Origin of the sequence: Pseudomonas knackmussii B13 (assembly GCF_000689415.1) — a bacterium.
In the GTDB taxonomy this organism is placed as follows: Bacteria; Pseudomonadota; Gammaproteobacteria; order Pseudomonadales; family Pseudomonadaceae; genus Pseudomonas; species Pseudomonas knackmussii.
The window spans coordinates 2133963-2155453 of the sequence record NZ_HG322950.1 but is presented as its reverse complement, the minus strand read 5'-3'; the positions used below and the strand labels follow the sequence as shown (position 1 = coordinate 2155453).

Sequence of the window (21491 nt, the reverse complement as noted above, 5' to 3'; positions counted from 1 at the left end):
GCATCATGCCAGGCTCGCCTCCCCCTGCACGACCTCCTATGTCATTGATTTTCCATGGCCGGCTTGGTCATGCCGGCGACTTTCCCCAACTCCGGTGGGGATGCCCCGGAGGTTTGCCCCAGTGCTTCCCCACTTGCGGGGAATCCTCCCCGCTCGGCTCGCTCGATGTGCGCCTGCTCGCGCAGTTGACGCAATCCGAGCTGCCCGGCCTCCCTTGTGCGCTGGCGTTCCAGCCAGGTTCGCACCGCCGCCAGGGCCTGCTTTTCGTCCGGCTCCCGTGCCGCACGATGCTCCTCGACGCGGATCAGGTGCCAGCCATAGCGACTGCGCACGGGACCTGCGAGTTCCCCAGGCGCGCTCGCGAAGGCCACTAGCTCGAATTCTGGAACCATCGCTCCACGTGGAAAATAGCCCAGATCGCCACCCGCGCCAGCACTGGCGTCCCGCGAACGCTGCCGCGCCAGGGCGGCGAAGTCGGCGCCGGCACGCAGTTGCGCGGCCAGGTTGCGTGCCCGGCGCTCGTCTTCCGCACTTTCGGCCGGCAGCAGGATATGCCGTGCGCGCAGCGTCTCCGGACTGCGCAGCTGCTCGCGCCGCGCCGCGTAGAAGCTGCGCACGTCCGCCTCGCTGGGCGGCTCGGCCTTGCTGAGCTCGGCGTACATCCGCTGCGCCGCCAGCTCATGGCGCAGGTATTCACGGTAGGACGCCTCGTCGAATCCGGCGTCGCCCAGGCGCCGGGAAAAATTCTCCGCCCCGCCGAAGCCGAGCCGCCGTTCCTCCACAGCCGCGTCCAGGGTTGCTTCGTCGATCAGCAGGCCGCGCCGCCCGGCCTCCTGCCACAGCAGCTCGCGGTCGATCAGCTGCTCCAGGGCCTCGTCGCGCAGGCGGCCGTACAGCGTCGGGCTGCGGATCGCGCCGAGGCTGCGGCCCTGGGTCGCCAGGTATTCCTCGAAATAGCGTTGCAGGCGCCAGTCGCTGATGCCCACGCCGTTGACCCGCGCGGCCAGCGGTTCGTCGGCCTGCGCCGCAAGTACGCCGAGCAGCGCCAGCAGGCCGAGCCACAGGCGTTTCATAGCGCCGACTCCAGGCGCACGTAGTTGCCCACGCCGACGAAGTTCCGCTTCGGCAGCTCGACCCGGACGATGTGCGCGCCGTTGGCGCCGATGCGCCGGCCGGGGCCGAAGCCCAGCGCCGGGGTCAGCCCGGTCGGCAGGTTGTCGATGCCCTCCAGCGCGCGCACCAGGCCTTCGCGGCTGAGGTTGCGGCCGCTGCGGCGGAGCCCTTCGGCCAGCAGCTGCACCGAGCAATAGGCGCTGACCTGCAGCAGCGCGTGGCGCCCGTCGAGGCCGCTGGCCTGGCGTGCCGCCTGCAGCCCGGCGACGCCCGCCGCGGTCCAGTCCCCGGGGACGAAGGGGAACGCCAGGTAGAGCTGGCCGTCGAAGCTCGTCGGCAAGGCGCCGGTGCTGCTGGCGACCTGGCCGGCGATGGCGAACAGGAAGGGATCGGCGCCGGCCCGCTGCAGTTGCTCCACCACCCGGGTGAAAGGCGCGCCGCTGCCCAGGAAGAACACGCTGCGCGGCGGCGGATCGCCGGCCAGCGGGGCCTCGTCGCCGGCGAAGGGATGCAGGCTCAGGCGGCTCCAGCCATCGTCGCCCAGGCGTCGCGCCAGGCGCTGGGCCAGGCCGCCGTCGCCCTGCGGGTAGACCAGCCAGCTCTCTTCGGCGCCCAGGCGCAGGTCGTCGCGGGCGTAGCGCGCCAGCGCCAGCATCTGTTCGCCCAGGCCCGGCAACGGCTGGAACACCAGCGGCCCGCTGGGGGTGCTTGCCCCCAGCGGCAAGGCGCCGACCAGCGGCACGCCGCGGCGTTGCAGCTCGGCGGCCAGCTCGTCGTCCAGCGCCGGCGCCAGCGAGGTCAGCAGGCTGAATACGCGACGTTCGTCGAGCAGCTCGTTCAGGGCGCGGCGAGCGCTGTCGCGGTCGTTGCCGGCATCGATTATCACCAGATCCAGCTGCCGGCCATGGATGCCGCCCTCGGCGTTCAGCGCCGCCACGGCGCCCTGCAGGACGCCGGCCAGGGTGTGGCCGAGGTCGGCCAGCGGGCCGCTCAGCGGCAGCAGGCTGCCTACGAGCAGGCGGTCGTCCGCGATGCCAGGGTCGCGCTCCTGGTCGAGCACCTGGATGTAGCTCGCCAGGCTGGCCATGTCGCGCTCGGACAGGGCGAAGCGCGGCATAGCCGGGTCCAGCGGATTGCCTGCCGGATCACGCCCCTCGCGGACGGCGCGGGCCAGGCTGCGGACGTCGTAGGCCGGGTAGCGGCGGCCGTTTACGTCCTGCCCATAAGCCGTGGTCAGGCGCTGCCAGGTAATGTCCGGCGGCCGCACCCCGCCCTCGCTGCGGCCGCGACCGTCGGGGCCATGGCAGTTGGCGCAAGGCATGGACTGGGCATCCATCAGCAGGTCGGCGGCACCGATCCGCGCGCCGATCTGCGCGCCGGAGGGCGACTTGCCCTCGCGGTAGATCAGCCGGCCCTCGACCCGCTCGTTGGCGATCAGCTCGGCGCCCACCGGCCCCAACCAGGCCAACAGCACCAAGCCGGCCGCGCCCCACCACAGGCGGCGCACGATCAGCGCCCCGCCAGGGGCATGGCGAGCAGTTGCAGGCGCTGGGCGATGGCGTTGGCCGGCGCGTCCGGGCGGATCTTGCTCCAGCGCTTGTTGGCCACGTCACCGGCGATCAGCTGCGTGGAGTGCTGCTCGGGGCTTGGCACCAGATGGCCCAGGCGGCCGAGCACCAGGGCCATGTCCTGGGGCGTGCCGGTGAGGAACAGCCAGCGCTGGCCGGCCACGCCGTGCTTCTGGGTGAAGGCCTTGAGCACTTCGGGGGTGTCGTTGACCGGGTCGCTGGTCAGGGACACGAACAGCACCTTCTCGGCCTGCTCCGGCCCCAGCGCCTCGCGCACCTCGCGCAGCTTGCGGGTGATCAGCGGGCAAGCGTCGTTGCAGTGGGTGAAGACCACGTTGAGCAGCACCACCTGGTCCTTCAGCACGTCGCTGTAGAAGCGCAGGCGGCGGCCGTCCTGGTCGAGCAGGACGGTATCGGTGAAGTAGGTCCGCGCATCGTGCGTACCGGTGGTCGGCGGCGGTGCTGGCGGCGTCATAGCCGCGGGCGCCGCGCCGCCGTGCTCGCCTTCGTGGGCGAGCGCCACGGTGCCGGCCAGGCCCAGGGTGCAGAGCAGCGCCAAGCGCTGCCAGGCGTTCACGGTTGCACCTCGGCGGTCAGCGCCCCGCCGTGGCCGGCATCGCCGCGCGCGGCCTGCAACTCGGCGACCTTGGCCAGCAGCACGCTGGGATCGGTGAAGCCATAGAAGCGCGTCCAGCGGTCGCTGCGCCCGTCACCGACCATGATCAGCGGCGGATGGCTCTCGTAGTCGGCGCTCCAGGCGCCCAGCGCCTTGAGGGTGTCGTCCACCGCCAGCGGCTCGCCGGTCAGCCAGCGCCAGCCGGGGCCGGCCTGGTAGCGCCGGGAGTAGTCCTGCAGGCGCTGCGGGGTGTCGCGCTGCGGATCGACGCTGATCGACACCAGGCTGACCTCGCGGCCGACCTGCTCGCCCAACTGCTTCTGCAGCTTGCCCATGATCGAGGACACCAGCGGGCAGACCGTGGTGCAGCTGGTGTAGACGAAGCCCATGACCACGATGCGGTCGGCCACCAGGTCGTTGCGCAGGTTGACCGTGCGGCCGTCCTGGTCGAGCAGCGGGCGGTCGACGAAGGCCACCTCGCTGGTCTCGCTGTGCTTTTGCGGCTGGCCGTGGCCGGCGTGCTCGCCGGTGGAGTGGGCGGCAGCTGAAGTCGCCAGGATCAGGGACATGCAGAACACCAGCGGTTTGAGGCTCATGGCGTACTCCTTGTCGCAACGGGAAATGAAAGTCTCAGCGGGAAGTGAGGGCCCTGGGTGGCAGCACACGCAGGCTCGCCGAGCCTTCGCTGCCGCCCAGGCCGAGGGATGGCGAGCGCACGTGCAGGTACCAGGCGCCGGGCTGGTCGAGGTACAGGCAGGCCTCGTAGACGCCCTCGCCCACCTCGCGCACGGATACTTCGCGCGGCAGGCTGGACGGCGCCAGGAAGTAGCGCACGCGCAGGTCGCCGATGCCCTTGCGCGGCGCCCCGCTGCGGCCGTCGACGATGCGGAAGCGCGCCTTCGCCTCGCCCGTTCCCGGCAGCGGGGTTCGCTGCACGAGGAACTCCACCTTCGGCCCGCCGTAGCGCGCCTCCAATTGCGGATCGACCGCCACCTCGGCGCTGAAGCAGTGGATCAGCTGTGGCTGGTTGAGCATGAAGGCGACGTCGAACTTGCCCGCTGCCGGCAGGCGTACCCGCGCGCTGTACAGGCCCGGCTCGACCTCGCGCAGGCTGCGGTCGATCACCCGCACCGCGCGCGCCGCATGGCCCCGGTTGGGGTACGCGGACATGGGCGCGTTCATCCCCTCGGCATAGAAGTAGGTGCTGTTGTCCACCGGGTTGACCACGAACACCGACTGCGAGTCGCGGCCGATGCCCAGGCTCTCGGCCAGTGGCAGGTCGCCGGCCTGGCGCGGCGCGGCGGGCCCGGCTTCGAAGCCCTGCACGATGGGCACCCGGCCGGCGCTGAGCGAGCTCAGGTTGAGCATGGTCACGCGCGGCGTGGAGAGCCCGCGGATATAGGCGTATTGGCGGCTGAAGGTCACCTGGAAGGGCTCGCCCGGCACCGCGAGGTCGTGGACCAGCTTGTCGCTGCCGGCATCCACGATCAGCACGCGGTCGTCGAGCGTGTTCAGCGCGATGCCGTAGCGCCCGTCGTCGCTGAAGCGCATCGGCCCCAGGCCGCGGCCGACGGTGAGCACGCTGCGCAACGTGTGGCTGCGCGCGTCGATCACGCTGATGTTACCCGTCTCGCCATCGGTGACGTAGACCGCCTCGGACAACGCCGAGTAGGCCACTGCCAGCGGTTGCGGCCCGGTCTTCAGGGTTTCGAGCAGCTTCAACCCGGCGATGTCGTAGATGCTCAGGGTGCCGCTGTCGCGGTTGCTGACGAAGGCGAAGCGCGAGGCGCGGTCGAAGGCGATCTCATGGTGGCCCAGGCCGCTGGGCAGGTGCGCGACGAGCTTCCGGGTCTGCGTATCGATCACGCTGACGCCGCTTTCGTCGGCCTTCTCGGCATTGTTGCCGACCCACAGGTAGCGCCCGTCGGGCTGCAGCGCCACGCGCACCGGCCGGACGCCGGCGTCGAGGTTGCCGAGCACCTGGAAGCGCTCGGCGTCGATCAGCGCCACCTGCCCCGCCTCCGGCATGGACACGTAGATGCGCTTGCCATCGGCGGAGGCCGTCCAGTCCATCGGCGGGCGCTTCAGGCCGATGCGCGCGAGCGTGCTGGTAACCCCGGCGAGGGAGACATTGGGGTCGATCACCGTGAGGCTGGCGTCGCGGTTCATCAGCAGCAGGAAGTAGCTGTTCAGGTCCACCAGCGGGCGCGCGCCCAGGCTGCTCTTGAGGTACATGCCGACCCGCGCCTTGCAGCTCATCTCGCCGTGCTGCAGGGAATGGTCGAGCCAGGCGCCGGGGTTGGCCGCGCCCAGCGGCTGCCCCGACGCCAGGTCGCGGATGCGGAAGCTCAGGTCGGCGAAGCCGCCCTCCTGCAGGCGCTGGCCGCTCACCGGGCGCGCCTGGAACTCGATGTGCAGGCCGTCGCGCTCGAGGCTCCCGGACGTCCCCGGCGCCTCCTCCGCCTGGGCGGCGGCGCCGAGCAGCACGGCCAGTACCAGCAACGTCATCCTTGCCTTCATGCTCGTCTCCTCGCCACTCAGGGCTCGTCGCTGACCCGCAGGATGCCCCACAGCCCGCCGGCGTTTCCGAAGCCGGCGTAGTCGCGGAACAGGTAGTCCCCCGGCACCGCGTTGGCGCCGCCGGCACTGGGGATGGCGAAGGTGAAGTGCGCCGCCGGCAGCACGCTTTCCTGGGCCCCCGAGTACATCGCCATGGGGTTCAGGCCGAAGCGCACCGAGCCGATTCCCGATTGGTCCATGGGGTAGCCGCCGGCATCGGATTTCTCCGCCAGGAAGCCGCCCAGCGGCCACAGGTGCCCGTCGAGCTGGAAGGTCGAGCTGCGCGCGCCGCCGGAAGTCATCAGCACGTGCAGGCGCAGCGGCTGCCCCGGACGCGCCTTGAGCACCGGGGTCTGCGGATCGCCGCCGACCAGCGCGTTGCTGTAGGCCATGTGCGCGTTGTCCAGGTCAGCCCAGCCGTGCCCGTCGGCGTGGCCGAAGGGCGCGTTGGGGGCCATGCCGAAGCGGTACCAGAGCGGTTCGCTGCGGTAGTTGATGGCCATGCCGGAGTTGTCCTCCGGGTCCACCGGCACGCCGAAGCCTTCGGACGCCATGTTCTCCACCGGGCGGCCGTTGGCCCAGCGCAGGTTCAGGGCTTTCTGCCAGAGCAGCGAGAAGTCGCGGTAGGCGACGCCGCTGCTGGGCTGCACCGTGGCCGAGGCGCGCGAGGCGGCATCCTCGGTCCAGCTGGCGCCGGCCGGGAGGATGCTCATCGAGCCGCCCAGGCCCTTCTGGCCCTGCTTGATGACGTCCGCGGCGATCAGGTTCAGGCCGCCGAACTCGATGGGCGTGGCGTTGATGTTGTCCACGCGCCGGCCCAGCTGGGTGATCGGCTTGCCTTCGCGCTCCAGGTGCCCGGCGTAGTACTGGTAGGTCCGGGTCGGCCAGGCGCCGCTGTTGCCGGCGCGCGGGGCCACGGTCTGCACCGGGTTGCGGCCGACGTTGAAGCCGTCGGAACGGGTCACGTCGAAGGACAGCAGCTGCGCGTGCAGGCCGACGTGGCTGGAGGGCCGCATCAGGTTGTTGTTGAAGGCGGTGGCGCCGTCCTGGTCGAAGCGGTTGCGTTTCACCGTGTCCTGCATCACCGCGTAGTTGGTGAGGTCCGGCATCACCAGCGGCAGGCGGTTCTCCAGGGTGATGCTGATGCAGTCGCCGGCATTGGCGCGCAGCACCAGCGGCTCGATCGGCACGCCGGGCTTGAGCTTGCCGGTCTGCGCATCGAGGTCGGCCTTGCGCACGTAGAGGATCGCGGTCGGGTCGTGCAACGGCCCGGCCTGCCCGCCAACGGTGAGGGTGGTGACGGTGCCGTTTTCCACCTCGGTCACGGTGGCCTGCGGGATGCTCGTCGCCCGCGAGTTGTAGACCAGGGTGCCACCGGCCGCATTCAGCGGTCCGCCGACGTGCTGGCCGGCACCGGCCGGGTCGCCGATGGTCAGGTTCAACGGGTTGCTCAGGATGTCGTTGGCCAGCGCCGCGACGATTTCGTAGCTGCGCTTGGGCGTGGGCCGCGTACCGATGCCGTTGAGGTTAGGGCTGGTGCGCGGGCAGGCGCCGTCGTAGGCCGTGGTGTTGCGCGCGGCCAGCGGCGAGGGGTTGTTCGGCAGCGGGAAGAGGTCGCTGCGCGCCGCCGTGTAGTTGCGCATCACGCCCCAGATGCCGCTCCAGTAGCCTTCGATGGAGGCATCCATGGTGTACAGGTAGTCGGCGGTGTCGCTGGCCGAACTGGAGAGCATGTTGATCGGCGCGACGAAGCCCAGCTGCTCGGAGATCCCGGCCATCTGCGAGGCGCGCCAGCCGGAGTTGGAGCTGTTGCCGTAGCCGGTGCCGGTCTGCAGCCACTTCAGCCCGTGCAGGGTGACGTTGTGCGCCTCCTCGTAGCCGCCGGCGTTGACCCGCAGGCGCACGTTGTCGCCGCTGTAGGTGCGCAGCATCGGCGTGAAGGGGTCGCCCGGTTCGTCGCCGCGGTTGATGTGCGGCGGGAACAGCGTGGCCGCGCCGGTCGGGCCGACCGCCGAGGTGATCGCGCTGGGCGCCAGGTTCATCGCCGGGACCTTGCGGTCGGTGCGGCTCTGCAGGGCATAGGCGAGGTCGCCGGCATAGCCGTCGGCCTGCATGCCCGGACGGCCGTCGGGCCCGGTGCGGGTCGGGTCGTAGACGCGCAGTCCCACCGGCTCCTGGCGGTAGTTGACGACGAAGATGCCCGGGTCATCGACCGAAATCGCCTGCGGGCAAGGCCGGCTCGGGCAACCCGGCACGGCGCCACCCTGCACTTCGACGATGCCGTCGAGCGGGTTGGACGCCGCCTCGCGCACCGGCGGGTTGATCGCGTAGCGGAAGCTGTCGGTGCCGGCCGGATAGGCGTCGGCGTTGGGCACGCCGTCGGGACCGGCGCCGACATAGACGCCCGCCTCGTAGGCATGCTGGAAGTCGCTGTACTCCAGGAAGAACTCGCGGAAGCTGTCGTTGTTGCCGTCGCCGTCCATGTCGCCGGTGGCGATCACCGCCTGCCACGAGGTCGGCCCGCCGTCCTGGCGACCGCCACCGTTGTACAGCGGCTCGCCGCTCTCGGCGTGGTACCAGGTGGAGCCGGCCGGCTCGGTCAGCACGGTGGCGTAGAGGCCCAGCTGCTGGTGGGTGGATGGGCCGAGGTGGTCATGGGTGAAGATGTTGCCCAGGCCACGGTCGATGTTGCGGGTGTTCACCAGCGGGTCGGCGAACCAGCGCTGCATCTGCGTGCGCGCGCCGAGCCAGTCGGCGCGGCCGGAGCGGCCGAAGAACGGGTGCTGCTTGGCTTTCGGACACTGCTCGCTCTCGTCGTTGTCGGCACAGCCGTTGAATTCGCGGATGGCGTGGATGCGCTCGACCACCGCGCCGGGGGAGAGAATGCCGTCCTCGTAGTTCCAGCCGTTGGCCGAGCCGTCGGCGGCGGTCAGGTCCCACTTGGGCAGGTGGATGTGCTGGCCGATCACGTCGGTGGGGGTGCGGATCTGGTAGTCGTCCAGCTCGTAGTACGACGGAATCAGGTTGGTGTGCTGGTACATGGTGCAGTCGAAGGTGTTCATCCGCATCACCAGCGGTTCCGGCGCCTTCTGCTTGTTGATCACCGGCCAGGCGTCCTCCCACAGGGCGATGATCCGGGCCTGCGGGAAGTGGTAGCCGACCTTGTTGAACACGGCGTCGAACTGGATGTTGGCGCCCTTGTAGATGCGCGGGCGGTCGGCGGTGAACTGCGAGGCGCCGCTGAAGGACAGGCCGTTGCCGCCGAAGAAGCTGCCGCTGCCGGCGTCGCGGGTCAGGCGCTTGCCACGGTCATCCATGCAGGGCTCGAAGAAGGGTGCGCCCCCCACCGGCGGTGCGCCGTTGGTGCGGAAGGCACGCGGCTCGGGCGCGCGACCCGGCAGCAAGGCATAGCTGGGGTGCTCGGCCATCGCGTGATAGGCCATCGCAGCCTGCTCGACGTCGGTGCCCTCCTCCGGGAAGAACACCGCCTTGGCCTTGTGCACGGACTTGGAGAAGTCCAGCGGCGTGGTCGTGGTCTCGGCCTCGCCGCCGGCGGCTACGCCGTCCAGCGTGTGGCGCGACAGGCCGCCGTCCCAGCCGGCGACCTGGTTCGCATCGAGGTTGGCCCACAGCGCCTTGCCGGTGGCCTTGAGCGCAGTGGCCTTGGCCGGGTCGAGCATGTCCAGCGGCGGGGTCGGCGGACGCTGGCCGACGGTGCTCTCGATGCCGCCGATCCAGAACGGATAGCCGGGGTTCTTCAGGCTGCCATCGGCATTGCGGTTGATGTCGCTGCGGTCGACCAGCGCGACCGAGCCGACCACTTTGGCCTCGCCCGCACCGTTGTTCGGATGATCGTCGTCGCCCTCGTCTTCCTCCTCTTCCTCCTCGTTCTGCGCTACCAGCGGTTGCTCGAGCTTGGGCACCACGCTGACCAGGCCGGGCATCGGCGCCATGGCCTTGCCGGGCAGCGGAACGATGGCCGGGATCGGCGTGCCGGCGACGATCTCGCCGTCGGGCAGCGCCCGCGCGCCTTGCGCCGGCTTGCCGCTACGCAGGGCGAAGGGCTGGGTATGGAAGCCATCGGCGCCCTGCCCCGAAACCTCCAGGCGGGTGCCTTCCTCGAACACGTCGTGGACCCGCCACATGGCCCACATGCCCTGGGCGAAGTGCGGGTAGAAGTGGCAGTGGTAGATGGCGTCGCCAGCCACGCGGTTGCGGTTGCCCGAACCGCCGTTGGCGATCTCGTAGGTGTAGCCCGAGCCCGGGCCTATGCCCTGGGCGTCGATGTAGTCGGAGTTGTCGTCGTTGGGGTTGTACAGCCACTGGTGGCCGTGCAGGTGGAAGATGTGCTGTTCCTTGCCGTTGTGCGTATTGCGGAACTTCACGAAGTCGCCGATGTAGCTGTGCGCGACGTTCGACGGCTCGGCCGGGTACAGGGCCATGCTCGCCTTGATCCCGGTGGCATCCGCATCGGGCACCTCGCCGGGGCGGATGTTCTCCAGGCCGACGTTGGCCGGCACGTCCACCAGCATCGCCACGTCGCCCACGGTGTGCGCGCTGAGGAAGAACTCCTCGTAGGCGCAGGACAGGCAGTCGTGCATCGGCCCCACGCCGAGGCGGTTGGCGATCACCTCGGCGCCGATGCCGCCGGAGCCGTAGTTGATCATGAAGCCGTCGCGGGTCGGCTCCAGCACGTGGCCGAACACCGGGTCGTCCCAGTAGCCGGGGAAGGCCTGGGTGGCGACCGCCTCGTCATTGAATACCGCGGCGAAATCGCGGAAGGCCTCCAGGCGATTGGGCAGCGCCGGGTTGCGCTTGCCGACGCTCTCCAGCGGATAGGTATCGGGAGTGAAGCTGCCGTCGGGGTTGGAGCCCATGACGATGGCATCGGCATCGCTGGCGACGATCTCGTTGCCATCGACCATGGCCAGTACCGGGCGCCCGGCCTTGCCTTCGGCGATCCAAGGCTCGCGCTGCGGATAGCGCACCTCGTAGTCGATCACCGGCTGGCCGGTCGGCGTGCGGCCGGTGGTGGCCAGGCGCAGCTCCTCCTCGGTGACCACGCTGCGGTAGGTGCGACCGCTCTTCGGCACCACGATCACCTGGGCATACAGGCCGTTGGCGACGTTGCCGCTGGAGCCCTCGCCGCCAAAGGTGGCGCCCTGGCTGGTAGCGGCGAAGACGCCCTCGCGCTCGGCGAACAGGGTGTAGGACCGGCTGGCGCCGGGCGGCACCAGGAAGCTGCCGTTGCGGCCGACGTTGGAAGCGATGTCCTGGATCGAGTTGACCGCCTGCATGCCGCTGACACTGAAGCCAACGTGCCGGTCGGTGACCTGGTCGTCGGCCTGGCCCAACGGGCCATCGGCATGCCCGCCGCCCCCGGTCGCATCGCCCTCCGCACCGTCAGCGCCTTCGGCACCGTCCGGGGCCTCGGCGAGGTCATCCGCCGAATGCGGGTTGGCCTGGTAGGCCAGCAGGTTCTGCAGGTTGACCGTCAGGCAGTCGCCGGCCGCCACCCGCAGCACCAGCGGGCGCGGGCGCTTGTCCGGGCGCAGGCTGACCTTGCCCGGCGCAGCGGCGCCACCCCGGGTGAGCGGCACCAGCTGATCGTCCACCACGTCCTCGCGCAGGGCGAAGATCATGCCGTTGACGTTCTGCGCGCCCAGGCGGTTGAACATCAGCGGCTGGTCGAAAGCGACCACGTTGGCCACCAGGCTGCGCTTGCACTGAACGGCGGCCTCGGCGGCCTGCTCGGCGCCGCCGGCCAGCACCAGCAGCGCGGCGGCAAGCCATGGACGGGATTGCCGGCAAGGCCGGCAGGCGGACGGGTGTTGGGGCCGGGTCATGGTCATGCGCTCCCTGGTTGGGACCTTCAGAGCGCATCGAGCAAAGCCTGTGCCAGTAAATTAATCGTTATTCATCAATACCTTGTGAATACACCCCAACGGCGGCCGGGGGTTATTCCCCGGCGTTGGGGACAGCTCCCCCGGCGTTGTGGCGGGCGTAGGAGCGAGCTTGCTCGCGAACCTCACGGCACGAACACCGAACCTGTAGGGCGAATAACCCCGAGGGGGTTATCCGCCATTTTCGTGCCGGGCGGCGGCGCATAACCGCGAACGCGGTTATGCGCCCTACGGGATCGGCGCGGGGATTTTCGCGGACAAGGTCCGCTCCTACACCCACGTACCGCGCCCCCATTCACGTCTTCCCCGCGAACGCGGGGATCCAATGTCTTGTTTGGGTGTAGCGCGCCGCTTGGGCGTGTTCGGACACTTCTTGTTTCGCCCCCTCGGGCGAGTCACTTTCTCAAACGCAAGAAAGTAACCAAAGTGCTTGCCCCGTCATACGGGCCCGATGAAGCCGGGCTACCCTCGCGAACTCCCCCGCACCAGAGGCCCGCCCCGAAAGTACGTCCCTGTACAAATCGGGGCTTGTGCGACATCCATGTCGCCCGACCTCCTCTACGGGGGTTTCGCTCGGCCTTCTGAAAGGAGCGTTCGGCGTGTGCGGATGTTTCGCTGGAAGACCTAAGAGCCAGAGCGAAGCGATGCTGTTCTTCGTAGGAGCGAGCTTGCTCGCGAACCGCACGGCACGGTGTTCCCCTGTAGGAGCGGCCCATGGCCGCGATCGCGCGCATGGCGCGCTCCTACACGCTGGAATCGGCGAGGGGATTTTCGCGGATGCAATCCGCGCTTCCGGGGCAAACCGGGGCTGCCCCCACCCACGGGGAAATTCCCCACTCCCGGGGTTGGCTCAGAGGGGGGCGGCTTTCGACAGGCGCTTGTAGCTCTCCAGCACGTTAGGCACGTAGCGCTGGGTTTCCGCGTAGGGCGGCACCTTGCCGGCCTTGCTGACCGCTTCGGGGCCGGCGTTGTAGGCGGCTACCGCCAGGGCCAGGTCGTTGTCGAAGCGCTGCAGCAGCTGCTTGAGGTAGCGCGCGCCGCCGCGGATGTTCGCCGCCGGGTCCCAGACGTCGCCCACGCCCATCTGCCTTGCGGTGTCGGGCATCAGCTGCATCAATCCCGCGGCGCCTTTGTGCGAGCGGGCACGCGCGTCGTAGCCCGATTCCACCTGGATGAGTGCGTGCAGCAGCGCCGGCGGCAGGTCGTTGGCCGCGGCGGCGGTTTCGATCAGTTCGGCGTAGGGGCGCTGCTTCAGGTCCTCGCTCCAGCCGCCGAGCACCAGCTTGCCAGGGCCCGGCGCCGGCATCGGCTCCGGGTACACCTGCGTATAGCGCCGGCCCGGCTGCTGCAGGTTGGAGAGTTCCAGGCTGCCGTCGGCGCCCTCGGACACGTAGATATCCGCCCGTGCCCCATCCGCTCCGGCCAGCAGCGCCGCCAGCCAGGCCACTGCCATGGGTATCGCCCGCGCCATCTTCGACTCCCGGCGCCGGTGCTGAACGGGGGAAATTCCCCACTCCCGGCGCCCTTTGCCCCCTTCACGCAAAGCCCGTGCCCGTCCGCGAAACCCAGCTGCCATGCGGCTTCGCGGCATCGGGGCAACATTGCACAGGGCTTGCATGGCCCCTCTCGACCAAGGCTCGGCCCGACCGTTAAGGAGATCGTCGATGAACGCTCGCTCCGCTTTCGCCCGCCCACGCATGGCGGGCTTCACCCTGCTGGAACTGCTGGTGGTACTGGTGGTGCTCGGCCTGCTCGCCGGCCTGGTGGCGCCGAAATACTTCAGCCAGCTGGGCCGCTCCGAGGCCAAGGTGGCGCGGGCGCAGATCGAGGGCCTGGGCAAGGCCCTGGACCTGTATCGCCTGGAGACCGGCCACTACCCCTCCTCCGAGCAAGGCCTGCAGGCCCTGGTGAATGCGCCCAGCGGCGAGGCGCGCTGGAAGGGTCCGTACCTGGCGAAAGCCGTGCCGCAGGATCCCTGGGGCCGCGACTACATCTACCGCTCGCCCGGCGAGAACGGCGACTACGACCTGATGTCGATGGGCAAGGACGGCCAACCCGGCGGCGACGGCGAGAACGCCGAAGTCACCAGTTGGCAGTGACCGGCCATGCGCTTCCGGATCAAGGCGCTCGACGCCCAGGCCGCCGTCGTGCACTGCCAGATCGAGGCCGCAAGCCCGACCGAGGCGCGCCGCCAGGCCGAGCAGCAGGGCCTGCGCGTGCTCGCCTTGCGTGGCTCTGGCAGCTTATCGCTGCGCGGCCTGCAGCGGCGCGAACAGTTCCCGCTGGTGCTGTTCAGCCAGGAGCTGACCACCCTGCTCGACGCCGGCCTGCCGCTGATCGATGCGCTGGAAAGCCTGGCCGAGAAGGAAGGCGCGAACCTCGCCCGCAAGACCCTGGAGGAACTGGTGCGCCTGCTCTACGAAGGCAAGTCGCTGTCGCAGGCGCTGACGCTGCTGCCGGAAGTCTTCCCGCCGCTGTACGTGGCGCTGGTGCAATCCAGTGAAAAGACCGGCGCGGTAAGCGCCGCGCTGAGCCGCTACGTGACCTACCGGCAACGCATCGACGAGGTACGCCAGAAAGTCACCAGCGCCTCGGTCTACCCGGCGCTGCTGCTGATCGTCGGCGGCGGCGTGCTGCTGTTCCTCATGGGCTACGTGGTGCCGCGCTTCAGCCTGGTGTTCGAGGGGCTGGGCACCAACCTGCCCTGGCTGTCGCGGGTGCTGATGAGCAGCGGCCTGTTCCTCCACGAACACCAGCAGACGCTGATGGCCACGGCGCTGGCGCTGGTCCTGGGCTTCACCCTGCTGCTGCGCCAGCCGCGCTTCCGCGCCCTGCTCGGCGAGCTTCTCGAACGCCTGCCCGCCATTCACCGGCGCCTGGTGATGTACGAACTGGCGCGCTTCTACCGCTCGCTGGGCATCCTGCTGCAGGGCGGCATCCCGCTGCTGACCGCGATGGAGATGGCCCGCAACCTGCTCGGCGCCGCCTCGCGCACGCGCCTGGACGAGGCCTGCAGGCTGATCCGCGAAGGCCGTGCCTTGTCGTCCGCGCTGGAGGTCAATCGCCTGGCCACGCCGGTGTCGCTACGCCTGCTGCGCGCGGGAGAACAGTCGGGGAACCTGGGCGAGATGATGGAGCGCACGGCGGACTTCTACGACGAAGAGCTGAGCCGCTGGATGGACTGGTTCATGCGCCTGTTCGAGCCGCTGCTGATGACCGGCATCGGCATCCTCATCGGGGTCATCGTGATCCTGATGTACATCCCGATCTTCGAACTCGCCTCGAGCATCCGCTGAGATCAGGCGAGGTCGTCGTCATGCGGTGGGCCGGTGCGCGCCACCACTTCGCGGGCGATCAGGCAGGCCAGGCCGAACAGGAACGGCAGGCCGACGTGCAGCAGCCCCCCATCGAACTCCAGCAGGTGCATCGCCCAGTCGCTCCAGTGGTGCGAGGTAACAAAGATAATCGTTTGCAATCCATTTACGATCAGCACCAGGGATACACCGAGACCGCAGACTGCCAGGAGATCGAGGGACTTGATCAGCAGCTTCTTGCGGCCAGGCGTCATGCGGTTCCGGGTCCTGCTGGTGGAGGTATCAAAACCATAGCAAACAGCCAGCAAATGTATCCGCGACGGATACTTGCAGACGGACGAGCGTGGAAAGTTGAGCGCTCAGTGGAACAGCCGGGTGCCCAACTCGCGGCTGGCCTCCAGCAGCACCGGCAGGAAGCGCGTCTCCAGCTCCTGGCGCGATACGCGGCCGACGTGGGTGCCGACGTTCAGCGCGGCCAGCACCTGGCCGGCGGAGTCCTTCAGCGGCACCGCCACCGAACGCAGGCCCATCTCCAGCTCCTGGTCGATGATCACCCAGCCCTGCCGGCGAATTTCGCCGATGCTCGCGCGCAGCCCCTCGGGCGTGCACACGGTGCGGCTGGTCTTCACCTGCAGGTCGGCGTGGGCCAGGTAATCCTCCAGCGCCTGGTCATCCAGCCCGGCGAGCAGGATGCGGCCCATGGAGGTGCAGTAAGCCGGCAGTCGGCTGCCGACGCTCAGGTCCACCGAAATCAGCCGCTGCGGCGTGGCCGAGCGGGCGATGTAGAGGATCTCTTCGCCTTCCAGCGTGGCCATCGAACAGGCCTCGCGCAGTTGCTCGCTGATGCGGTCGAGGATCGGCTGCGCGGTGACCGCCAGCGGCGTCGACGACAGATACGCATGGCCGAGCGTGAGCACCTTGGGCAGCAGCGAATAAGTGCGCCCGTCTGTGGTCACGTAACCCAGCTTCATCAGCGTGTGCAGGCAACGGCGTACGGCCGCGCGGGGGATCTCGGTGCGGTGACTGATCTGCGCGATGGTCAGGTGGCGCTTGCGCTCCTGGAACGCATGGATCACCGCCAGCCCCCGGGCGAGCGAGGTCATGAAGTTCGGATCGCCGGTGAAAGCCTCGATGCGCTTGGCGGGCGATGCAATGATCGGCGGCGCCAAAGGCGTCGGGCTGTGATGGAGTTCATCGGTCATGGCGGAACCCTGCAAGCGGACGGTGCGGCCGATTATCGAAGCGTTGGGCGATAATCGCAAACGCAAATAGCCGATTATCGAACGACAGGTCCCGCATGGCAGCAGACGGCAGCGGTTGGCCCTGTAGGAGCGAGCTTGCTCGCGAACAGCCCGAGCACCAGCCCCATCGCGGATAAATCCGCGCCTACAGGTCCAGGCACAACACCGCGCCGAAGGCAGAAACCCCGTAGGAGCGGACCTTGTCCGTGAAAATCCCCGCTCCGATATCCCGTGTAGGAGCGCGCCATGCGCGCGAATCGCGGGCATGGCCCGCAAATGCCAGGGAAAGCCTCGGCGCCAGCCCTTTCGCGGATGAGATCCGCTCCTACAGGTACGAGCGCGGCACCGTGCCGAAGGCAGAAACCCCGTAGGAGCGGACCTTGTCCGCGAAAATCCCCGCTCCGATATCCCGTGTAGGAGCGCGCCATGCGCGCGAATCGCGGGCATGGCCCGCAAATGCCAGGGAAAGCCTCGGCGCCAGCCCTTTCGCGGATGAGATCCGCTCCTACAGGTACGAGCGCGGCACCGTGCCGAAGGCAGAAACCCCGTAGGAGCGGACCTTGTCCGTGAAAATCCCCGCTCCGATATCCCGTGTAGGAGCGCGCCATGCGCGCGAATCGCGGGCATGGCCCGCTCCTACAGGATTACGCCGTGCAAGGACGTCGCGCGCCTACAACGGCTCCAACTTCAACTGCCGCAACCGGCTGAGCGTACGGGCGAAGTCCGTGGCCGCGCCGCCCTCGGCGAGTTTTTCCAGGGAGACCTTGGCGAACAGCTGCAGGCGCAGCTGGCGGTCGTAGGCGATGTCGATGAAGTTGAGGAAGCGCATGCTCACGTCCGGCGGGTAGTTGCCCAGCGGGCCGAGGCCGCTGACTGCCATGCGCGGGAAGTTCTCGATCAGCCACAGGTAGTCAGAGGCCGAGCGCGGGCGCTCGAAGAGTTCGCTGAAGTCGAGCCAGGCGCGCCCCTCCTCCAGGGCGTGGACGCGCAGCGGGTGGTGGTTGACGTCCAGCACCTGCTGGAAGCTCGCCTGCTCGTCCAGCCCCAGGCGGCCGCCGATCAGCTCCAGGTCGTCGGCCTCCGCCGGCCACAGGTAGCTGCCCCAGTGTTCCAGCGGCGAGGCGCGCAGGCGGTAGTCCTCGCCGCCGTCCAGCGGCACCACGTCGAAGCGCTTCTCCAGCAGCTCGATGGCCGGGCGGAAGCGCTCGCGGTACAGCGGGTTCGGGCACAGGCCCTCGGGCGGGTAGTTGGAAGTGCAGACCATGCCCACGCCCTCCTCCACCAGCACCTTGAGCATGCGCCCGAGGAGCATGGCGTCGCCGATGTCGTGCACGTGGAATTCGTCGAAGCACAGCAGGCGGGTTTGCGTGGCGATCTCCCTGGCCACGCGCACCAGCGGGTCGGATTGCCCGGCGAAGGCCATCATCCGCCGCTGCAATTCCTGCAGGAAAGAGTGGAAATGCACGCGGCGCTTGGCCTCGACCGGCGCGGCGGCATAGAAGCAGTCCATCACGAAGCTCTTGCCGCGCCCCACGCTGCCGTGCAGGTAGACACCCGCCGGCGTCTTGCGCAGCCAGTGGCGGCGGGCTTCGGGGGACTGCGCCAGATGCTCGATGCCGGCCTGCTGCGCCGGGTCGGCGCGATAGCCGCGCTCCTCGAGCACCACGCGGAAGTGCCGCAGCACGCGGCCGGCGGCGGATTCGTCGGGGAAAACCTGTTGATCGGTCAAGCAACACCTTCGGCATCGCGGCGGGCGATGCCCCTTCGTTCGCGGCTCCGGCGGCGCAACTCAGCCCGTTCAGCAGCTGATTCGGCCAAAGCCCTGAAATACGCGTGGCATCACCTTGCCAACACCCCGCCGTATTGGCATAACGATGGCTCGCCCAATTAAAACAAGGAAGTTTCGATGCGCATTGTCAGACGTATCCTACTTGCAATCGCCATCCTTCTGCTCGCAGCCCTTGGCATTGCCCTCTGGTTCGTCGCGCATCCGAACATCCCCGAATACAGCCCGCCCAGCCAGTTCAACCCGCTCCCACAGTGGACCGACGAGCAACGCCAGACCTACTACTACACGCCGCAAGGCACCGTGGTTAAAGGCCTGCGCTACGACTGGTTCGTCCACCTGCGCCAGCCCTTCAGCGACGGCAAGTTCGCCGCCCCGGCCAACCTCGCGCGCTTCGGCTTCCTGATCGATCCGGCGCAAATCGGCCGCGCGCTGAAAGACAGCCCCAGCTACAACCCAGGCAACCTGCCGGTCGGCTTCACCCGCCACCCCGACAGCGACGGCGGCCCAGCCTACCTCGACATCACCTGCGCCGCCTGCCACACCGGCGAGCTGCGCTTCAAGGGCCAGGCCATCCGCATCGATGGCGGCGCGGCCATGCACTCCATCGCCTCCACCGTGCCCACGCTGCGCGGCGGCGCCTTCGGCCAGGCGCTGGCGGCGAGCATGGGCAGCACCCTCCTGCCGTGGAACTTCGGCGACTTCGCCCAGGACGTGCTGCAAGACAACAACACCCCCGAAGCCCGCTCCGAACTGCGCCGCGGCATGTGGAAAGTGCTCTGGACCATGCTGCGCACCGCCGGCGGCGACTGGTGGCGCGGCCTCTACCCCACCGAGGAAGGCCCCGGCCGCGCCGACGCCTTCGGCCGTATCGCCAACGGCGTGTTCGGCGACCACATCAGCCCCGACAACTACCGCATCGCCAACGCCCCGGTGAACTACCCGCAGCTGTGGGACATCTGGAAATTCGACTGGGTGCAGTGGAACGGCTCGGCCATGCAGCCCATGGCGCGCAACATCGGCGAAGCCCTCGGCGTGGGCGCCACCCTCAAGCTGAAGGACGACGACGGCCAGCCGCAGATGGGCGCCAAGCGCTACGACTCCAGCGTGCTGGTGCGCGAGCTCGACAAGATCGAAACCGACCTGCACGACCTCAAGCCGCCGCCGTGGCCCGCCCAGGTGCTCGGCGAAATCGACCTCAAGCGCGCCTCCCAGGGCCGCGCGCTGTTCCAGAACAACTGCGTGTACTGCCACGGCCCGCACGTGAAGAAGATCGGCGACCCGGACTACGTGGCCCTGGGCCGCATACCGGAATGGCGCATGAAGATGGTCGAGCTCGGCGAGATCGGCACCGACCCGAACACCGCCAGCAACATCGCCAACCACACCTACGACGTGACCTCGCTGAAGTGGCAGCTGGACCAGCTGAAGAAGATGGACGTGAAGTTCTACCCCTACTCCAGCGAGCCGCTCGACCTGACCAAGCTCTCGGCAGCCAAGGGCCTGGCCTACATCACCTCCTTCGTCGAGCAGAACACCTACGCCAAGGACCAGATCAGCCCGGACGAGCAAAAGCGCATGAACGGCTGGAACCTGCCCATCGGCGTGCGCGAAATGCTCGCCTACAAGGCGCGCCCGCTGGACGGCATCTGGGCCACCCCGCCCTTCCTGCACAACGGCTCTGTGCCCAACCTGTTCGAGCTGCTCTCGCCGGTGTCCGAGCGGGAAACCCAGTTCTACGTCGGCAGCTTCGAGTTCGACCCGAAATTCGTCGGCTACAGCACCGCCAAGTTCCCCGGCGGCTTCCTCTACAAGACCAGCGTGTCGGGCAACAGCAACCGCGGCCACGAGTTCCGCGACGGCTGCCGCAAGGACGGCGTGATCGGCCGCGCCCTGAGTCCGGACGAGCGCTGGGCGCTAGTGGAATACCTCAAGGTGCTGGGCAACCCCGACTACGAAAGCCGCCTGACCGACGAGAAGACCCAGCCCTGGACCCCAGGCCCGAAATGCGACTGACGACGCAGCAGGGCTGACCGGCTAAGCCTGCACCCGCTCTGCCCCCTCTCCCGCTTGCGGGAGAGGGCCGGGGAGAGGGTTCTCCCACACAGAAGAAAACCAAGAAAGCAAAGGAACCGCCCCATGCGCGCAGTGCTCACCCGGATCTGGCTCTTCATCGGCAAATGGCTGCTGCGCATCGTCGGCGGCCTCGCCCTGCTGCTCGCTGTCGGCTTCGGCCTGGGCTGGGCCTACTACCAGGTCAAGTTCAGCGGCCCGGTGTCGGCGCAGGAAGAAATCCCGCCGGGCGAAGCCGAGCAGACCCAGGCGATCATCGAAGACGCCATCCGCGTGGTCGAACAGCACCGCGAGAACACCCGCGTCCTGCGCGACGCCCACGCCAAGGCCCACGGCTGCGTGAAGGCGGAAGTGACGGTCGACAGCCACATCCCCGCCGACCTGCAGAAAGGCGTATTCGCCCAACCCGGCAAGGAATGGAACGCCTGGGTGCGCTTCTCCAACGGCAACGCCTACCCGCAGCAAGACAGCGAAAAAGACGCCCGCGGCATGGCCATCAAGCTCTACAACGTGCCGGGCACCAAGCTGATGCCCGGCAAGGGCCACGACGCCGAGCAAGACTTCGTGATGTTCAACCACCCGAATTTCTTCGTCAGCGACGTCGCCGAATACCGCCAGAACTTCAACGCCCAGGCCAACGGCCACAAGGAACTGGCCTTCTTCCCCAGTTGGAACCCCATGACCTGGCAAGTGCGCCACCTGCTGATCGCCATGCAAACCCTGGCCACCGCGCCGGACAGCCCGATGCAAGCCACCTACTTCGGCATAGCCCCGTACAAACTCGGCGAGCAGAACAACATCAAGTTCCGCGTCATCCCCTCCACCAAAGCCTGCCCCGGCTACCAGCTGCCGAAACTCAACGAAAAGCTGCCCAACTTCCTGCGCACGGCGATGTATCAGCAGCTCTCGATAGACCGCGTACCCGCCTGCTTCGAACTGCAAGTGCAAAAACAAGACGCCAACAAATACATGCCCATCGAAGACGTCAGCGTGAAGTGGAGCGAAAAAGACAGCCCCTTCCAGACTGTCGCCCTGGTCAGCACCCCGCCGCAGGACTTCGACAGCCGCGAACAGAACGTGATGTGCGACAACCTGTCGTTTAACCCTTGGCACGCGCTACCGGAGCACCGCCCGATTGGCGGCATCAACCGGCTGCGTAAAGCGGTTTATGAGGCGGTGAGTGTTTATCGGCATGAGCGGAATGGGGTGGGTGGGGAGTAAGCCGTCAGGAACACACAGGAAGATAAAAATTAAAGCAGGTAAGTAATCCACCGGACTTTCCGATTTCCTCTGGATAAAAACTTAAATCTTAAATGAT

At 68.4% G+C, this 21491-nt stretch carries 14 protein-coding genes; 4 read left to right on the top strand and 10 right to left on the bottom strand.

The annotated features are described in order from the left end of the window. Positions 1-41: 41 nt before the first annotated feature. The 7 genes from PKB_RS10215 to PKB_RS10185 form a co-directional block, all read right to left on the bottom strand. Entirely contained in the window at positions 42-1073 is a 1032-nt protein-coding gene (locus PKB_RS10215) for a peptidylprolyl isomerase (protein ID WP_084166604.1), read from the bottom strand. After that, a complete protein-coding gene (locus tag PKB_RS10210; protein WP_242411216.1) occupies positions 1070-2620 on the bottom strand; it encodes a cytochrome c/ABC transporter substrate-binding protein in 1551 nt (516 codons plus the stop codon). The genes PKB_RS10215 and PKB_RS10210 overlap by 4 nt, the downstream gene beginning before the upstream one ends. A gap of 2 nt (positions 2621-2622) precedes the next feature. After that, positions 2623-3258, bottom strand: a complete 636-nt coding sequence (locus tag PKB_RS10205) for an SCO family protein (protein WP_043251384.1) — start codon at positions 3256-3258, stop codon at positions 2623-2625. Further along, positions 3255-3893 carry an SCO family protein gene (locus PKB_RS10200; RefSeq protein ID WP_043251382.1) on the bottom strand — a complete coding sequence of 213 codons (639 nt, stop codon included), beginning with the start codon at positions 3891-3893 and terminating at the stop codon, positions 3255-3257. The genes PKB_RS10205 and PKB_RS10200 overlap by 4 nt, the downstream gene beginning before the upstream one ends. Before the next feature lie 34 nt (positions 3894-3927). Then, on the bottom strand, positions 3928-5817 hold the full coding sequence (locus PKB_RS10195) for a cytochrome D1 domain-containing protein (protein WP_043251379.1): 1890 nt from the start codon (positions 5815-5817) through the stop codon (positions 3928-3930). Positions 5818-5834: 17 nt separating this feature from the next. Then, on the bottom strand, positions 5835-11702 hold the full coding sequence (gene mnxG, locus PKB_RS10190; protein ID WP_156958017.1) for a manganese-oxidizing multicopper oxidase MnxG: 5868 nt from the start codon (positions 11700-11702) through the stop codon (positions 5835-5837). A 907-nt stretch (positions 11703-12609) separates the two neighbouring features. Then, positions 12610-13212, bottom strand: a complete 603-nt coding sequence (locus tag PKB_RS10185; RefSeq protein WP_052355230.1) for a lytic transglycosylase domain-containing protein — start codon at positions 13210-13212, stop codon at positions 12610-12612. A 211-nt stretch (positions 13213-13423) separates the two neighbouring features. Here PKB_RS10185 and gspG point away from each other — a divergent pair, with 211 nt between their 5' ends. After that, a complete protein-coding gene (gene gspG, locus PKB_RS10180) occupies positions 13424-13858 on the top strand; it encodes a type II secretion system major pseudopilin GspG (protein WP_043251374.1) in 435 nt (144 codons plus the stop codon). A 6-nt stretch (positions 13859-13864) separates the two neighbouring features. Further along, on the top strand, positions 13865-15055 hold the full coding sequence (locus PKB_RS10175; protein ID WP_043251371.1) for a type II secretion system F family protein: 1191 nt from the start codon (positions 13865-13867) through the stop codon (positions 15053-15055). A 2-nt stretch (positions 15056-15057) separates the two neighbouring features. On the opposite strand, the gene PKB_RS10170 is transcribed toward PKB_RS10175, so the two are convergent. The 3 genes from PKB_RS10170 to zapE form a co-directional block, all read right to left on the bottom strand. Further along, a complete protein-coding gene (locus tag PKB_RS10170; RefSeq protein WP_043251369.1) occupies positions 15058-15327 on the bottom strand; it encodes a hypothetical protein in 270 nt (89 codons plus the stop codon). A 105-nt stretch (positions 15328-15432) separates the two neighbouring features. Then, entirely contained in the window at positions 15433-16275 is an 843-nt protein-coding gene (locus PKB_RS10165) for an IclR family transcriptional regulator domain-containing protein (RefSeq protein ID WP_043251368.1), read from the bottom strand. 709 nt (positions 16276-16984) lie between these two features. After that, positions 16985-18043, bottom strand: coding sequence for a cell division protein ZapE (gene zapE / locus PKB_RS10160; protein ID WP_084166603.1), 1059 nt, complete (start codon positions 18041-18043; stop codon positions 16985-16987). Between the two features lie 177 nt (positions 18044-18220). Between zapE and PKB_RS10155 the strand changes: the two genes are divergently transcribed. Both PKB_RS10155 and PKB_RS10150 read left to right on the top strand, forming a co-directional pair. Beyond that, positions 18221-20116 carry a di-heme-cytochrome C peroxidase gene (locus tag PKB_RS10155; protein ID WP_043251366.1) on the top strand — a complete coding sequence of 632 codons (1896 nt, stop codon included), beginning with the start codon at positions 18221-18223 and terminating at the stop codon, positions 20114-20116. 123 nt (positions 20117-20239) lie between these two features. Then, complete coding sequence (locus PKB_RS10150) at positions 20240-21394, top strand: catalase family protein (protein WP_043251364.1); 1155 nt, start codon at positions 20240-20242, stop codon at positions 21392-21394. Positions 21395-21491 lie beyond the last annotated feature (97 nt).

Bases quoted from the DNA above. Each gene is read 5' to 3' on its own strand.
- PKB_RS10215 (WP_084166604.1), bottom strand. From the start codon at position 1,073: ATGAAACGCCTGTGGCTCGGCCTGCTGGCGCTGCTCGGCGTACTTGCG.
- PKB_RS10200 (WP_043251382.1), bottom strand. From the start codon at position 3,893: ATGAGCCTCAAACCGCTGGTGTTCTGCATGTCCCTGATCCTGGCGACT.
- PKB_RS10195 (WP_043251379.1), bottom strand. From the start codon at position 5,817: ATGAAGGCAAGGATGACGTTGCTGGTACTGGCCGTGCTGCTCGGCGCC.
- mnxG (WP_156958017.1), bottom strand. From the start codon at position 11,702: ATGACCCGGCCCCAACACCCGTCCGCCTGCCGGCCTTGCCGGCAATCC.
- PKB_RS10185 (WP_052355230.1), bottom strand. From the start codon at position 13,212: ATGGCAGTGGCCTGGCTGGCGGCGCTGCTGGCCGGAGCGGATGGGGCA.
- gspG (WP_043251374.1), top strand. From the start codon at position 13,424: ATGAACGCTCGCTCCGCTTTCGCCCGCCCACGCATGGCGGGCTTCACC.
- PKB_RS10175 (WP_043251371.1), top strand. From the start codon at position 13,865: ATGCGCTTCCGGATCAAGGCGCTCGACGCCCAGGCCGCCGTCGTGCAC.
- PKB_RS10170 (WP_043251369.1), bottom strand. From the start codon at position 15,327: ATGACGCCTGGCCGCAAGAAGCTGCTGATCAAGTCCCTCGATCTCCTG.
- PKB_RS10165 (WP_043251368.1), bottom strand. From the start codon at position 16,275: ATGACCGATGAACTCCATCACAGCCCGACGCCTTTGGCGCCGCCGATC.
- PKB_RS10155 (WP_043251366.1), top strand. From the start codon at position 18,221: ATGCGCATTGTCAGACGTATCCTACTTGCAATCGCCATCCTTCTGCTC.
- PKB_RS10150 (WP_043251364.1), top strand. From the start codon at position 20,240: ATGCGCGCAGTGCTCACCCGGATCTGGCTCTTCATCGGCAAATGGCTG.